The sequence below is a fragment of the Staphylococcus sp. M0911 genome (assembly GCF_003491325.1).
GTDB classification, from domain to species: Bacteria; Bacillota; Bacilli; order Staphylococcales; family Staphylococcaceae; genus Staphylococcus; species Staphylococcus warneri_A.
Window position 1 is genome coordinate 2,098,537 of sequence record NZ_CP022881.1, and the last position, 16,059, is coordinate 2,114,595.

Below are 16,059 nucleotides of genomic sequence, written 5' to 3' on the forward strand. Positions count from 1 at the left end.
AGTAGTATATTATAATCTATATAAATGTAATTAAGGAAGGACTAATTATGAGCGTATCGGTAAATATAGAACATGTAACTAAAGAATATCGTATATATAGAACGAATAAAGACCGTATTAAAGATGCCTTAATACCTAAAAATAAAAACAAAACATTCTTCGCATTAGATGATGTTTCTCTTCAAGCGCACGAAGGAGATGTGATTGGTCTTGTTGGTATTAACGGTTCAGGGAAATCTACATTAAGCAATATGATTGGCGGATCACTGTCCCCTACATCTGGTAAAATCAACCGCAAAGGTGACGTTAGTGTAATTGCAATCAATGCTGGATTAAATGGCCAATTAACAGGTGTTGAAAATATTGAATTCAAAATGTTATGTATGGGATTCAAACGTAAAGAAATCAAAGAATTAATGCCTCAAGTCATTGAATTTAGTGAATTAGGTGAATTCATATATCAACCTGTAAAAAAATACTCTAGTGGTATGCTTGCAAAACTTGGTTTCTCTATTAACATTACAGTTAACCCTGATATTTTAGTTATTGACGAAGCATTGTCCGTTGGTGACCAAACTTTCACTCAAAAATGTTTAGATAAAATTTATGAATTTAAAGAAGCGAATAAAACCATCTTTTTCGTCAGTCATAATATCCGTCAAGTTAAAGAATTTTGTACGAAAATCGCATGGATTGAAGGCGGTAAACTTAAAGAGTTTGGCGAATTAGATGATGTTTTACCAAATTATGAAAAGTTCTTGAAAGAATTCAAGAAAAAATCGAAAAATGAACAAAAAGCATTTAGAAGAGACTTAGATGCATCTCGATTTATCGTTAAATAATCACCTTAAAACACCAATAAAAAGGCAATCCTGGGTTAATCACTCAACCCAAGATTGCCTTTTTATAAACTTATATTATTAACGTTGTCTTTTTTGTTTAGCAATTTTAAACATAAATTTAGGGATACTCTTTAACCTTCCTAAACGTTTCCAATCAATTAATAAACGATAAATCCATTCTATATTTAACTTCCTAAAGAATTTGGGCGCTCTTTTTTTGGCGCCACTAAACACTTCAAATGAACCACCAACACCCATCATTACGGTATGTTGAAATGCTTTACTATGGTGAGCAATCCACTTTTCTTGTTTAGGATAACCCATACCAACAAATATATAATCCGGATTAAATGTCTCTATACGCTTAATGACCGTTTCATCTTCTAAATTAATGTAACCATGATGATGTGCAAATGTCACGCGTGGATATTTAGCTTTTAATTGTTGCTCTGCCTTTTCAATAATTTCATTCTTTGATCCTAAAATAAACACCTTTTGTTGGTTTACATGTGCCATTTTCAGACATTCTTCTAATAATTCTATACCTGGAATCCTTTGTGGTAACGGTTGTTTTAATCGTTTTGATGCTTTCACGACACCTGTACCATCAGCGATGACGTAATCAGCACTATTGATGAGTTGTTGATAGTCATGATTTTCTGATGCATAGTCAACAATTTCAGGGTTAGCCGTAACTATAAATAAATTATCTGTCGTCTGTGCCATAAAAAATGTTTTAATATTTTCAACCATTTGCAACATCGTAGTATGGTCAAAATTCACGCCTAATATATCAACCTTTTTATTATTGTGCTGACCTTTTAATGTCATAAAATAAATCTCCTATCCTACTTGATCAGTCATCTCAACTGATATATCAAGTTATATCAAATCTAGTCATTGTTTTAATTTTCACCAAAATGTACGATTATTTTAACACATCAACGTTCATCAAGATATGATTATCCAAAAAACCTTCATCACTCGTACAATTTACGCCTTAAGTCTAAAGGATAATTTTTAGATATTAACGTATAATAGATAATAACTTACAAAATCAGTGTGACTTTGAGTCGATTGATTAATTTTAATTACGGAGCCTTAATATGACACAATTCGAATCATTCTTAACCACTCATATTCATTTAAATATGTATATCATATTAGTCATAAGTATCATCTACATTATCGTCCATCAAAACCGCTATAAATCTTACTATCGATACTTTGCAATTATACTTAACTATATCCCAGTATTAACTCATGAATTCGGACATGTACTTTTTAATAAATTATCCGGTGGTCATGCTAAAGATTTAGTTATTGTGACACGGCCGTCTGAAAGAGAAGCTACCTTACAACAGGGCTATGCAATTACTCAATCTAAGAGTTATCTTGGACAATGGTTCACTACATTAGGTGGCTATATCATGCCTCCAATGATGTTATGGATAGGTATTATCACAATATTTTATAATCATCCAAGCTTTTTCATACTCCTGTACTTAGGAATTTTTATTTATTTTCTGATTTTAACATCCCGTAAATTATCACCTATAATAATTATTATTGCTATGACAATGCTCTTGTATTTCCTATTCCAAAGCGATGACTTACTTGTTATTCATCAAATTGTTAGTTCTAGTTATCATTTTATTTTAGGCGTATTACTTGGTGAAGTGCTTCAATCGTCTTGGACAATTTTCAGACTGACATTCCAAAGACCTAAACAAAGTTGGGACGGCAGTACCTTAACTGATATTAGTAAAGTGCCTACAGTCATCTATAGCACAATTTGGATTACAATCAATTTATATACCGTGTACTTATTAATCAAATTACTATTGTTCAAATCTTAAATGATCAACCTACCTTCAAAAAAAGATAATAAAACAGTAAAAAACTTGAGCCCTTCTGAAAAATATGGTGTTAAGATATTTAATCTCAATCACCATATGATACAGTTTAGGGCTCAAGTTTGTGTTGTATTATTTTTCCGCAAAAATATTCATAGCATTTTCATAACTTAAAATTGTAATCACATCATTGCGCTTAATAATGACAACTTTATTCGTGTCATCTTTGGATACAATTTCAACATCATTACCTATAGAAATATCCTTACTTGAAAGATAAACTAACAACTCTGTCTTATCTCTAACGCGTTTAATTGTGACAACATCAGCAGGTTCAAATTCTAGTATTGTCTTTGTATATTTTTCCTTGTAATGATGATCTCTAGGAATCACACCACCATGCGGACACGTTTCTGGATAATTTAAAATATTATCTAAACGTTCAACAAATAAATCTGAAATTCTATGCTCCAAAATTTCAGCCTCTTGATGCACTTCTTCCCAATTATATTTCAAAATTTCTATTAAAAATAATTCAAGTAACCGATGTCTTTTAATGATATCTAAAGTGTGATTTAAACCTTCTTCTGTTAATTTAACACCTTTATATGGCTTTGTTTCTACATAGCCTGACTTTTCTAATCTCCCGACCATTTCACTAACTGATGGTGGTTTTATATTTAAAAATTGAGATAATTTTTTATTTGATACGAAGGATACATCGCCGTCATTCGTTAATATTGCCTTGAGATAATCCTCTTTTTCTTCAGTTAACATCATTTCACCTCACACATATTCACTTTATTGTATCACGAATCTACTTGACATGTTAAAACTTCTCGGTTTATTATAAAATAAATTAGGTTAACCTAAACTTTTAATTAGGAGGTATTAATATTTGCTTGAAGTTAGTAATTTAAATCTTTTTTTAGGTAATAAGCATATTTTAAAAGATATTGGTTTTAAAATTCCTATTACTGGTGAAATGATAGGTATTATGGGGCCTAATGGTGCTGGAAAGTCTTCTTTACTGAAGTCATTAATAGGAGATTTCCAAGCAACTGGCACACAATTACTTTATCAACGTCCGATACATACTCAATTGAAATACATGACATACATACCTCAAAAATCAAATATTGATTTGGATTTTCCGATCAATGTGGAAAAAGTGATTCTCTCAGGATGTTATGGCGACATCGGTTGGTTTAATCAACCTAGACATGAGACCAAAATTCAATTGAATCAATTATTAGATGATTTAGACTTAAAATCTTTAAAACGAAAACAGATTTCTGCATTAAGTGGTGGTCAACTTCAGCGTGTACTTGTTGCACGCGCACTCATGTCTAAAAGTCAACTTTATTTATTCGACGAACCTTTTGTCGGCATTGACTTTAAAAGCGAGCAACTCATAATGAATAAAATTAGGCAATTAAAATCACAAGGCAAGTTGATTCTCATTGTTCATCATGACTTATCTAAGGCTTCTCAATACTTCGATCGTATTATGTTGCTCAATCAAACGCTTCGTTATTTTGGTGATGCTGAAGATGCAATGAATAATGACACACTATTAAATGACACATTTATGTCTCAGACTAGTCATATTGATGCATCTTCGAAAGGAAGTGCCTAAATATGCATGACTTTTTCACACATCTTTTAAATTATCAATTTTTAAATAGAGCACTAATCATTTCAATGATCGTTGGTGTTGTCTGTGGCACTGTAGGTAGCCTAATTGTATTAAGAGGATTATCACTGATGGGCGATGCGATGAGTCATGCTGTATTACCAGGAGTAGCATTATCATTCTTATTTGGAATACCAATGTTTATTGGCGCGTTAATAACTGGAATGATTGCAAGTATGTTAATCGGATTTATTACTTCTAAGAGTAAAACAAAGCCAGATGCAGCTATAGGCATTAGCTTTACGGCATTCCTTGCACTAGGTGTCATTTTAATCAGTGTCATCAATAGTACGACTGACTTATACCATATTTTATTCGGTAATTTACTCGCCATCACACATACAACGTTTTGGACTACCGTGATCATCGGACTATTTGTACTAAGTCTCATCATTATATTCTATCGACCTTTAATGATTTCTACGTTTGATAACACATTTAGTAGAATGAATGGTTTAAATACTAAGCTAATACATTATTTTGTCATGCTACTCCTTGCATTAGTAACGGTTGCAAGTATCCAAACCGTAGGCATTATTTTAGTCGTTGCACTCCTAGTCACACCCGCTTCAACTGCCTTTCTTATTTGCAAGAATTTATATGGCATGATGGCAGTCGCAAGCTTCATTGGTGTAATCAGTTCAATTATCGGACTTTATTTCAGTTACATATATAACGTACCAAGTGGTGCAGCTATTGTACTTTGCACATTTGCGATTTACGTTATCACATTAGGTATCACAACATTTAAAAATAAACAGAGAAGAGGCGTAATTTAAATGAAGAAAATCATTCCCTTATTGCTAGCCATTTTTATCGTCTTGGTTGGTTGCAGTCAATCTAATGGAGATAAACAACAAGCTGACAGTCATAAATTAAAAGTTGTCACAACTAATTCTATCCTTTATGACATGGTAAAAAATGTCGGTGGCGATCATGTTGACGTCCATAGCATTGTTCCTGTTGGACAAGATCCACATGAATATGAAGTCAAACCTAAGGATATTAAAAAGTTAACAGATGCAGATGTTATATTTTATAACGGATTAAATTTAGAAACTGGTAATGGCTGGTTCAAGAAAGCATTAGAACAAGCCGGCAAATCGATGGATGATAAAAAAGTCATCGCCGTTTCTAAAGATGTTAAACCTATATATCTAAACGGAGAAGAAGGCAACAAAGATAAATTAGATCCTCACGCATGGTTAAGTATTGAAAATGGTATTAAGTATGTCAAAACGATTCAAGATAGTTTAAACAAATATGATTCATCAAATCAAAAAGATTATAAACATCAAGGAAATCAATACTTATCTAAATTAGAAAAACTTAATAAAGAAAGTAAAGACAAATTTAATGATATTCCAAAAGAACGACGTGCCATGATTACTAGTGAAGGTGCATTTAAATACTTTGCAAAGCAATATGATGTGAAGCCTGGATATATTTGGGAAATCAACACAGAAAAACAAGGTACACCTTCACAAATGAGACACGCTATTCAATTTGTAAAAGAGCATCAGATTAAACATCTATTAGTCGAAACAAGTGTAGATAAAAAAGCGATGGAAAGCTTATCCGAAGAAACACATAAAGATATATACGGAGAAGTATTTACTGATTCAATTGGTAAAAAAGGCTCAAAAGGTGATTCTTATTATAAAATGATGAAATCTAATATCGATACAATACATGGTAGCATGAAATAATGCTACTTGCGTAACTACCGCAACAACTTAATAGAACCGATGGCTGAGTGAATAAGATATAACTTGAATCACACTCAGCCACCCTATTAAGTCTTTATGTTATAACTAATAGTCTCATATCGTGCGTGAAGTTTTATATTATCCTCCTAAAATATAAAATCGTTCTCTCACGCACGGTATGGTGGTGTTAGTCTATCTCATCTCATTTATGTAGTGGGCTTATACATTATCTTAACTCCCCAATGGTAAAGGTATCATTTCATCCCCCTTTACCAAATCGTTTTAAACTGACAAGATATCATAAAGTGGCTTGAAATACGTTCCCTTTTCAAACCATATATCTGTCAAAGTTATAAAATCATCCCTATAACATTGAGATTGAATTGGGTTTCACTATAGGACGCTGTTGAACAGGTTGTATAGAACCCATGCACTGATGGTTCAATCTCAAATGATTCAACATTTATGGCCTATTCTCTCCATAAATGTCGGTCGTAGAACTTATATTTCACCCGATGAGTTTTACGAGTGTCTGCTTTATATACAGGAAAAAGCTCGTGAGGTCTTACCTCACGAGCTTTCCTATTTATAATATGATTATGTCATACTATCCACAATAACCATCTCATCATAATTAATTGATTCTCTAAGTTTTAAAGCTGTACCTTCTGTAATTTCTTCATCTTCAATTAACTCTCTTAAAATACGACGTTGTTCACGTAATGCATTAAGTTTAATACGAGTCAATGTATCCTCACTAGGAGAATTAAAGAAATTGTTTGGTGTTAAGTTATCTATACGCATGAGGTAACCATCACAAATCATACCTACCTCTAACTTGTTATCATTGTTGGCTTCTTGTCCTAATCGTCTTACTACATTATAGTGAACGATTTTGTTGATTTTAACTAATTCTAACAAGTTATCTGTCACGCTTAAAGATGAAGCAGAGTTAATAGTTGTCTTCACGCGTCGTTTTAATAGTGCACCTCTAAATAATACAATTAAACGACGGATTAATGATGCTTGTTTATATACCTGTGTACGTTCAGCATATCGCATGTAGTTCTCAAGTATACTATTTGTGATACTACCGTCATCTACTAACTGTTCAAGCGTTTTTGTTTCCACATTAAACGCAATCTTTTGAAGTCTTTCAAGTTCTTTAGAGTTTTCATCGTCTTTCTCTACCGTTTTCAAGAATGTTAATTTGTCATGATATTCTTTAATGACATTGCCATAACGGTAACTGGTTTCAAAAGTTGATTTTTGATTTAAATAATCAATGACATGTTCCAAAATGTATATTCTTGCTTCTTTGAAGTTCATGCTACCCACTTTCACTTCAGGCGCATTAGCAGTAACAAATGGTAGTAATAATTGTGCCGCAACTAAACTGATGATCACCATACCTGATGCAATAAATAACAAATCATTACGATAATCAAATGCATGATGATCAGCTAAATAATAGGGTAACGTTAATGCGATAGCTAACGAAATCGTTCCATGGACACCACATAACGTCATAATAAGTGCATACAAACTGCGTTTGGGTGGTTTCTCCGTTGTATTATTACCGTCGTCATCTTGGCTAATCATTTTCTGGAATGGACTGACAGCTAAATAGAAATAAGGATATAATACGTAAACCCATAAGAATCTAAATAGATAAACAGCTAATGCTACTAGTACAGTAATAACAATTAAAAACAGTAAATTGTGTGGTTCAGTTTTAATGATGTTAATTACCACTTCTGGTACTAAAAATCCTAATATAGAAAAAACAAAACCATTTAACACATATCCTAAAATATTCCATGTATGGTTATAACTCATTTGCAATCTCGTTCGTGTCTGTGCGATTCTATCTCGTTCAAATCCATGAACGAGTCCTGCCACTACAGCAGCGATAATACCTGATGCATGAAATAACTCTGCAACTAAGTATGTAACAAATGGTGTCAATAACTGTATAAATGTAAACATATTAATGTTTTCAATACCACGGCGCATTAATGTTAATCTAAACCGAACTAAAGCCATTCCAATGAGTAACCCTACGATGGCCCCACCTAACGAAGCAACTAAAAACTGTTCCACGGATTCCATAATAGAAAATGTACCTGTTACTAATGCACCAACTGCAATTTTAAATGAAATGATACCTGCCGCATCATTTAACAATGACTCGCCCTCTAAAATAGTCATTGCTCCTTTTGGTAATACTTTACCATTCGTAATTGCTTGTACCGCTACTGCATCAGTTGGACATAGAATAGCAGCAATCGCGAAAGCTGCACCCGTAGGTAGTTCAGGCCAAATCCAATGAATGAAAAAACCTACACCAATGACAGTTGTAATGACTAGACCTAACGCCATCATCATCACAGGTTTAATATATTTTCTTAAGTGCACCCGTGAGACATTAACGCCTTCTACAAATAGAAGCGGTGCGATTAATGCAACCATAAATAATTCGGAATCAAAATTAAACTCAACAGGGATAGGAGTAATAAATAACAACATACCTAAAGCGATTTGAATAAACGCTAGTGGTACTTTCGGCATAAACGTATGAACGAAAGAACTAATAATAACGACGCCGATAAATATAAGTAATGTTTCAAATATTTCCAAACTTTCACCTCTTTAATGAATTGTTTTGGAATGAAAATTAAGTAACACGTATAGGAATTGATGTACTCTAGAGGTTAATTAATATAGAAGCAATCCTTAAATAATAAGATTTATCAGATTGTTATATCACAATTGACTTTATTAATATAGATGTTATGAGGAGGGCTCAACTCAGTTATCACAATGTTAGGTTATCCATACATCAATCATTTGAACATGAATTGAAAAGTTAACTAGTATCATCAAATTTTATGATTTTGGAATGTTAAAGTAATGCAATACATTTTTAACTACGTAGTACTCGTTATCCCAAAGTTATACTTTAAAGTTCCAAACACATAAAATATCTTTTTATCCCTTTTCAATAAATTTACTACTTAAATTCATAATTTTCCTTGTACAATATTTTATCACTATTTTGAGTATTACTTAAATAAATCGCACCTTAAACTATCATCTTTTTCTAATACAAATTAAAAACTACCGCACATCCTTCTATACGGATACACGATAGCTTTATTTTACTCATAGCCTTTATTTATTAAGCTTTTGATTCTCTTTATAATATAATTTTTCTCTTCGTTGTTCACGCAATTTAGCACGCGTTTTCAATTCTTCAGGTGAGTTGAATTCATTTTGACTTAACAATATGGAAGACTGTCTTGGTACATCATCTTTTCTATACATGTATGCACCATTTCGATACGCCGCACGTGCGACTAAATGCATGCCTACTGGTGATGTCAAATTAATAAAGATCAGTGATAATAATAACCTAACACTGAAAAATCCTGTATTCACTACAAAATAGATTAACACGCCAACAATCGTTAATAATACTGATAGCGTCGCACTTTTCGTGGAAGCGTGACTTCTCAAAAATACATCTTGGAATTTCACGATGCCGATCGCACTGATTAATGCAATCACACTACCTAGAAAGATGAATATTGAAGAGATGAGACTAACGATTTCTTTTACTGTTTCCATTGAAAACGCGCCCCCCTCCAATAAATCTAGAAATAGACACCGAACTTACAAATGAGATGATGGCTATTAACATGATTGAATCTAGGAATGAAACGGTACCCATAATCACACTCATGACACCAACAATACACATGACAACGGCACTCGTCGCATCGAATGACACGACTCTATCAGCAGTAGTCGGCCCTTTAATTAATCTCAAAAGACAAACCAATAATGCAATACCAAAAATAACCAAAGCTGCAATAATAAAAAATTCCGTCATAGCTTGTATCATCGTGTCACCTCCAAGATTAAATCTTCATATTGTTTAATATTTCGTAGTAAATTTTTCTTGTCCTTATCCGTTACATCAATACTATGAATTAAAAATTTATTTGTTCCTTTTGATATTCGAATCACCGTTGAACCTGGCGTTATGATAATTAAAATCGTTAAAAAGGTAATTGCCCAATCGTTAGTTAAATTGGTCTCATACGTTAACAATCCAGGATTCATATCTTTCGTTTTAAACAAAATATAATTGATTGTACTAATACTAGATGTAATTAATTGATATAAGTAAACGACTAAAAACTTAACGGCAACCCATATTTTTCTCAAATAAAACTCTTGTCCAAAGAAACGATGTAAAATATAGATGACGATCACACCAATTAAATACCCAGAGAAGAAGGTTGTGAATTTAAATTCGTCCTCATCTTGAAATAAAACCCATAAAAACGCAATAACAATATTCAGAACGACTTGATTCATCTAATTATCTCCCTCCTTCAAATGCGTATTCACTATTTGATGGAACTGATGCTCGTCTATATTCATCTTAGTCGCATTTTCAGTGACATTTAATACTAGTGGCGCTCCAATTCCCATTAATAAAATGACTACTACAAGAATACCTAGAATCCCTTTACGATGTTTTGGTATTTTCTTAAATTCAACTTCTTCGCCATCTTGGTCACCAAAGTACATTAAAAATAGGATTCTAAATAAGCTATACATTGCAATAAGACTGGTTACAATCATTAATCCCAGACCAATATAGTTGCCATTTTCGATGGCACCTTTAAAAATCAAAACTTTACCGGGGAAACCACTAAATGGTGGCACCCCACCAATCGCAAAAATCATAATAACAAATGCTATACCAAAGAATGGTTCGCGTTTAGCAAGTCCACTTAAATAATGGTACTGACGATAACCCGAAATATAAACTAAGCTACCTACAATAAAGAATAATAACGTCTTAACAACAATATCGTTAGCTAGATAGAAAATCGCACCATTAACACCTGAAAATGTATGTGTACCTAAACCAAGAATGACAAAACCAATCGACAATATGACTTGATAAGCAGCAATCTTCTTAATATCTTTGTATGCTAAAACGCCAAAAGCACCAATAATCATTGTTAGACATGACATGAAGATAAGTAACGGATGCGTGACACCTGCATGAGAGTCAAATAATAATGTGAAGAAGCGGATTAATGCATATGCACCGACTTTCGTCATTAATGCTGCAAAAAGTGCGGCTAATTCTGTGTTTAATACTGCATATGCTTTAGGTAGCCACATAAAGATAACTAGTGCCGCTTTCGAACTGAATGCTACCAAGAATATAAGTGAAATCATCGTCACGGTTTGATTATCTTCCATGTTATTTAATCTTAAAGCAATATGAGAAAAATTAAGTGTTCCTACTGTTTTATACAATAAACCAATCGCGAAAAGTAAAAACCAAGATCCGATAATGTTTAATACGACATAAATAATTGCTGCACGTAATTGTTCAACAGATTGTCCTAATGTGACAAGCACAAAAGAAGCAAGCAACATAATTTCAAACATAACGTATAGATTAAACAAATCTGAAGTTAGAAATGAGCCAATAACTCCTACAGCTAAAAATAGTATGAACGATGGAAGATGGAAACGATTCACACGTTGCTCTCCACGACCAAATCCATAAGCCATAATCAATGTAATGACAAACGATGATACAGTGACCATAAGTAAACTCAATGAATCGCCTAAAAATTGAATACCGAATGGTGCTTTCCATCCACCGAAATCTAATGTAATTGGTTTTTCATTCATCACATAAATTAATAATGCTAACGAAATGACTGTTGTTACCAACATTGTGCCAATACATAAGAATTTAGATACTTTACTTTTATCTTTGATAAAGACAAGTATTAAAGCGCAAAGAAATGGAAGTAACATGGGTAAAATCAATAAATTACTCATCATCATCTTCACCCCTTAATACGTTAATTTCATCTTCTTTAGTTACTCGATATGTTCTATAAATTAATACAAGTAAGAAGGCAGTCATACCAAATCCAATGACAATAGCTGTTAAAACAATGGCTTGTAATAATGGATCAACAAAATAAGCCTTACCTCCTGTTATTAATGGTTCTGTCATATGTCCACCATAACGCCCCATACTCATGATAATGAGATTACCTGCGTGGGTATAAATGGAGATACCTATGACAATTCGAATTAAATTAATAGATAGAATCATATACGTACCGATAAATACTAAAAAGCCAATCACTAATAATAATATAAGATTCATGATTTACCCCCACTTATCGACAACATCACTGTAACTATGACACCCACAACTGCTAATAACACACCTAATTCAAAGAGTGTGACTGTTGTAACATGTACATGACCTAATAAGGGTAAAGCGATATTGGCTTCAGTTTGATATAAAAACGGTTTACCAAAAAATGTAGGGACAATAGCTGTCGCCAATGAAATTAAAGAACCTATAATCATTAACTGTTTAAAATCGATCGGTAAACTGATAAGCACTTGCTTAACATCAAATGCAAGGAACATCAGAATAAAAGCAGAACTAAAAATCAAACCACCGATAAAGCCGCCGCCTGGATTATTATGTCCTGCAAAGAAAACATAGAACCCAAACGTTAATAGTATAAATACGACGACTTTAGTTACCGTTCGTAATACGACATCATTCTCTTTCATCTTGTCCCCTCCGATCTTTATAAGTTAGTAATGTATAAATCCCTAGACCTGCAATAATAAGTACAAGGCCTTCAAACAATGTATCTAATGCTCTAAAATCACCTAAAATAGCATTAACAATATTTTTACCACCTGTTAATTTATCTGCATTTTCATAGAATTTAGAAATCGTTGGCATACCCTCTGCTTGTTGTGTAATAAAAATCAATGAGACCACAGTCATTGCAGTTATGAGTGACACAACGATTTTCACAATTTCCTTTTTCATATTCGGCTTATTTCTTGGAACGTTTGGTAATCTAGAGAAACTTACAATAAATAAAATAGTTGTAATTGTCTCAACCACAAGTTGTGTTAAAGCTAAATCGGGTGCTTTCATTGCAATAAAGAATAATGTTACTGCAAAGCCAATAACACCATTAAGCACAACCATTGTAAGACGTTGACGAATAAAAACGAGTACAATTCCGATAACTAATGTCACTATAGATAAAATAACTTCTAACGGTCCGAATTGAGACACATGTAATTGATGTACATGTGGGAATCCGACACTAATGTATCCATATAGAATGATGGCAACAAAGATAAGTAATGTAATGATGATATAGTGATTGAGTTTATTTTTCATCAACATTCTAATACTGTATCCAGAATATAACTCGAATTGTCGATAAACGTGTTGATACGATTTAGTTATCGACGCATGCTTAATGATACGATGTGTCAATGACTTCCAATCTATTGATAAGGCCAACACAACGCCTAAAACAATGACAGTCACGCTTAGAATAAGTGGTAAATTAACCCCATGCCATTGAGAAATATGCGGCGCTATCGCATCTACTTTTGAGCCTGCATCTGTAACCGATCTAAGCGCCGGTAAAATCACATTTTGACCGAAAAGGTTCGGAATAAAGAATATGATTGGTATAAGTATCATTAATACTAATGAAGGCATGCTAAACAACCAAGGTTCATGTATATCTTTTTTCGTAAAATAAGTTGTATTAAATTTGCCCCAAAATGTTTCTTTTACCATGTAAAGTGCATACGTAAAGGTAAAGATACTTGCGATGACACCTATTGCGACAACAATTACTGTGAGCATGATGCCAAATTGCTCTAAATGACTAGCCTTCACTAATGCGTCGAAGAACATTTCTTTACTTAAAAAGCCATTTAAAAATGGTACCCCTGCCATCGATAAAGCAGCGATTAACATAGCAATATGCATTTTAGGGAAAAGCTTACGCATGCCATTTAAATAACGAATATCTCTTGTTCCCGCTTCATGGTCGATAATACCTACACCCATAAACAAAGCACATTTAAAAATGGCGTGATTCATTAAATGAAATAAACCAGCAAATAAAACTAAAACATAAAACTCTGTTAATGAATCAGATGGATGTTGTGCATAACCGCCACCAATACCTACCATTGACATCATCATACCTAATTGGCTGATAGTAGAATACGCTAAAATACCTTTTAAATCGTATTGTCTTAATGCGGTTAATGAACCAAATAGCATCGTAATCAATCCTACAAAAGTTACGATATAAATATAAGCATCACTTAGTCCTAAGACAGGTGTGAAGCGGAATAATAAGAAAATACCTGCTTTCACCATAGTAGCTGAATGTAAATATGCACTGACTGGCGTCGGTGCTGCCATCGCTTTAGGCAACCATACATGAAATGGAAATTGTGCTGATTTCGTAAAAGCACCTAATAAAATCATCAACATCATTGGTATAAATAAAGGATGGTTAATCAAATGATGACGTTGATCTAAAATATCCGTAATCGTGTTTGTACCTGTCATCAAATACAGCATAATAAATCCTGTTAGTAATGCTAATCCACCTAATACCGTTATCATAAACGATTGAATAGCACCTAATTGACTATTACCGTTATCGTACCAATATGAAATAAGTAAAAACGATGACACACTAGTTAATTCCCAAAAGACATACATTAAAATTGTATTATTGGAAAGTACAATGCCTAACATACTGAACATGAATAATAGTAAATAAAAGAAGAATCTAGGTAGGTTATCCGTTTGAGGTGATAAGTATTGTGTAGCATAGAAAAATACCGCTACACCAATTAATGAAATAATTAAAGCAAACATTAAACTAAGTCCGTCTAGCCTCATGTCAATATTAATATCTAACGAAGTCATCCAAGGCACTTGAACTGCTATAAATTGTTGTTGCACAATTTGTGGTATCTTCGAGATAAAATAAATTGATGTAATTATGGGGGCACTGAGTGCAACGTAACTGGCCAAAGCATTCAATTTGCTATGTGACATAGTTAATAGCACCAAACCCATAATGGCTAACAGTAGAACCATTAGGTATATCAAGCCCATCAAAAGCCTCCTTTTTTATATTATAGATTTAACGCAATGACAGTACGATTATGCATTTTATCTTTAATACCGATAAATTTCATTGTTTCATTGGTTGTTTGATGCCCTAAATATTTCTGGATTATTGAAATCGATATTCCCGAATGATATGCGTGATATGCAAAGGTTTTTCTCAATGTAGTTAATCCAATATGTGGTATGTCTAACTCTTCAGCCGCTTTGTTAATAATACGATAAGCTTGTTGTCGTGATAGCCCTTTACCTGTCCGTATTGACTGAAAAACAAGATCATTATCTTTAATTTGATAATATTCAATATAGTCTTGTAACTCATTTCTTAAATCAGGTGGTAATAAAATTTGAATCGTTGGTTCTCCATCATCAATCCAAGTTGATTTTATATTCCCACTTTCAATTGATTTCAGTCGTTGAACACTCATATTTAACAATTCCGACAATTTAATTCCTGTATGTATAGCAAATTTAAATAATAAATAGTCTCTTTGAGAACGAGATCGCAACACACTATACATTTTTTGTATATCTTCTGTTCTTCTAATCGGCTCTACTTGATTCATACGTCCTCCTTATTAAGTTTCTTATTTAATGATAAAACATGATTAAGTAACATTAAAGTAATCTGCTTAAATTTATTTATTAAATTGTGACCCTTTTTAATTTTTATTTCGATATATATAGTGAAAGGAGGTTACAACAATGAATGAAGTGAATCAACTGGTGGTTGTTTTAACTCGTATTACTTATGATTCAGAAGGTAAAGCAATCCAACATAAACGACGTTTTTCAAATTTAAAACCGACTACAACAGACGAACAAATCAAAACATTTTCAACGATTATCGAACGCTTGACTGGCGAATCATTTGATAAAGTTGAAGCCATTAGAACACAATCATTAGTATAGG

The 16,059-nt window shown here is 32.9% G+C and carries 17 protein-coding genes; 6 read left to right on the top strand and 11 right to left on the bottom strand.

From position 1 onward, the window contains the following. Positions 1-47: 47 nt before the first annotated feature. Complete coding sequence (gene tagH / locus ssp1_RS10230) at positions 48-842, top strand: teichoic acids export ABC transporter ATP-binding subunit TagH (RefSeq protein WP_118828213.1); 795 nt, start codon at positions 48-50, stop codon at positions 840-842. A gap of 78 nt (positions 843-920) precedes the next feature. Here tagH and tarA read toward each other — a convergent pair whose 3' ends face one another. Then, positions 921-1,673, bottom strand: a complete 753-nt coding sequence (gene tarA, locus ssp1_RS10235; protein WP_002451035.1) for an N-acetylglucosaminyldiphosphoundecaprenol N-acetyl-beta-D-mannosaminyltransferase TarA — start codon at positions 1,671-1,673, stop codon at positions 921-923. Positions 1,674-1,948: 275 nt separating this feature from the next. Between tarA and ssp1_RS10240 the strand changes: the two genes are divergently transcribed. Beyond that, positions 1,949-2,701, top strand: coding sequence for a M50 family metallopeptidase (locus tag ssp1_RS10240; protein WP_075778855.1), 753 nt, complete (start codon positions 1,949-1,951; stop codon positions 2,699-2,701). Between the two features lie 129 nt (positions 2,702-2,830). Here the strand turns inward: ssp1_RS10240 and ssp1_RS10245 are convergent, their stop codons facing one another. Further along, a complete protein-coding gene (locus tag ssp1_RS10245) occupies positions 2,831-3,475 on the bottom strand; it encodes a metal-dependent transcriptional regulator (RefSeq protein WP_002451037.1) in 645 nt (214 codons plus the stop codon). Positions 3,476-3,596: 121 nt separating this feature from the next. Between ssp1_RS10245 and ssp1_RS10250 the strand changes: the two genes are divergently transcribed. The 3 genes from ssp1_RS10250 to mntC are packed head-to-tail and all read left to right on the top strand — an operon-like array spanning position 3,597 to position 6,103. Next, positions 3,597-4,337 carry a metal ABC transporter ATP-binding protein gene (locus ssp1_RS10250; RefSeq protein ID WP_049423081.1) on the top strand — a complete coding sequence of 247 codons (741 nt, stop codon included), beginning with the start codon at positions 3,597-3,599 and terminating at the stop codon, positions 4,335-4,337. Positions 4,338-4,339: 2 nt separating this feature from the next. Continuing rightward, entirely contained in the window at positions 4,340-5,173 is an 834-nt protein-coding gene (locus ssp1_RS10255) for a metal ABC transporter permease (protein ID WP_002451039.1), read from the top strand. Next, on the top strand, positions 5,174-6,103 hold the full coding sequence (gene mntC / locus ssp1_RS10260; protein ID WP_075778854.1) for a manganese ABC transporter substrate-binding lipoprotein MntC: 930 nt from the start codon (positions 5,174-5,176) through the stop codon (positions 6,101-6,103). It abuts the gene before it with no gap. Positions 6,104-6,700: 597 nt separating this feature from the next. On the opposite strand, the gene ssp1_RS10265 is transcribed toward mntC, so the two are convergent. The 9 genes from ssp1_RS10265 to ssp1_RS10305 all read right to left on the bottom strand — a co-directional run bounded on the left by ssp1_RS10265 (position 6,701) and on the right by ssp1_RS10305 (position 15,712). Then, on the bottom strand, positions 6,701-8,743 hold the full coding sequence (locus ssp1_RS10265; RefSeq protein WP_002451041.1) for a cation:proton antiporter: 2,043 nt from the start codon (positions 8,741-8,743) through the stop codon (positions 6,701-6,703). A 534-nt stretch (positions 8,744-9,277) separates the two neighbouring features. Further along, on the bottom strand, positions 9,278-9,733 hold the full coding sequence (mnhG2, locus tag ssp1_RS10270; protein WP_002451042.1) for a Na+/H+ antiporter Mnh2 subunit G: 456 nt from the start codon (positions 9,731-9,733) through the stop codon (positions 9,278-9,280). After that, positions 9,708-10,010 (bottom strand): Na+/H+ antiporter Mnh2 subunit F, encoded by a 303-nt coding sequence (mnhF2, locus tag ssp1_RS10275; protein WP_118828214.1) that lies wholly within the window; start codon positions 10,008-10,010, stop codon positions 9,708-9,710. Before mnhF2 ends, mnhG2 begins: the two co-directional genes overlap by 26 nt. Then, positions 10,007-10,489, bottom strand: coding sequence for a Na+/H+ antiporter Mnh2 subunit E (gene mnhE2 / locus ssp1_RS10280; RefSeq protein ID WP_002451044.1), 483 nt, complete (start codon positions 10,487-10,489; stop codon positions 10,007-10,009). The genes mnhF2 and mnhE2 overlap by 4 nt, the downstream gene beginning before the upstream one ends. Continuing rightward, a complete protein-coding gene (gene mnhD2, locus ssp1_RS10285; RefSeq protein WP_100066972.1) occupies positions 10,490-11,989 on the bottom strand; it encodes a Na+/H+ antiporter Mnh2 subunit D in 1,500 nt (499 codons plus the stop codon). Continuing rightward, a complete protein-coding gene (gene mnhC2 / locus ssp1_RS10290; protein WP_002451046.1) occupies positions 11,979-12,323 on the bottom strand; it encodes a Na+/H+ antiporter Mnh2 subunit C in 345 nt (114 codons plus the stop codon). The genes mnhD2 and mnhC2 overlap by 11 nt, the downstream gene beginning before the upstream one ends. Further along, positions 12,320-12,745, bottom strand: coding sequence for a Na+/H+ antiporter Mnh2 subunit B (gene mnhB2, locus ssp1_RS10295; RefSeq protein WP_002451047.1), 426 nt, complete (start codon positions 12,743-12,745; stop codon positions 12,320-12,322). Before mnhB2 ends, mnhC2 begins: the two co-directional genes overlap by 4 nt. After that, positions 12,732-15,134, bottom strand: coding sequence for a Na+/H+ antiporter Mnh2 subunit A (gene mnhA2, locus ssp1_RS10300; protein ID WP_075778669.1), 2,403 nt, complete (start codon positions 15,132-15,134; stop codon positions 12,732-12,734). The genes mnhB2 and mnhA2 overlap by 14 nt, the downstream gene beginning before the upstream one ends. A gap of 20 nt (positions 15,135-15,154) precedes the next feature. Next, the gene (locus tag ssp1_RS10305) at positions 15,155-15,712 is read right to left on the bottom strand and encodes a tyrosine-type recombinase/integrase (RefSeq protein WP_118828215.1); all 558 of its coding nucleotides are present in this window, start codon (positions 15,710-15,712) and stop codon (positions 15,155-15,157) included. Positions 15,713-15,851: 139 nt separating this feature from the next. On the opposite strand from ssp1_RS10305, the gene sroA reads away from it, so the two are divergent. Further along, positions 15,852-16,058, top strand: a complete 207-nt coding sequence (sroA, locus tag ssp1_RS10310; protein WP_002451050.1) for a sigS mRNA-stabilizing protein SroA — start codon at positions 15,852-15,854, stop codon at positions 16,056-16,058. Position 16,059: the final 1 nt, after the last annotated feature.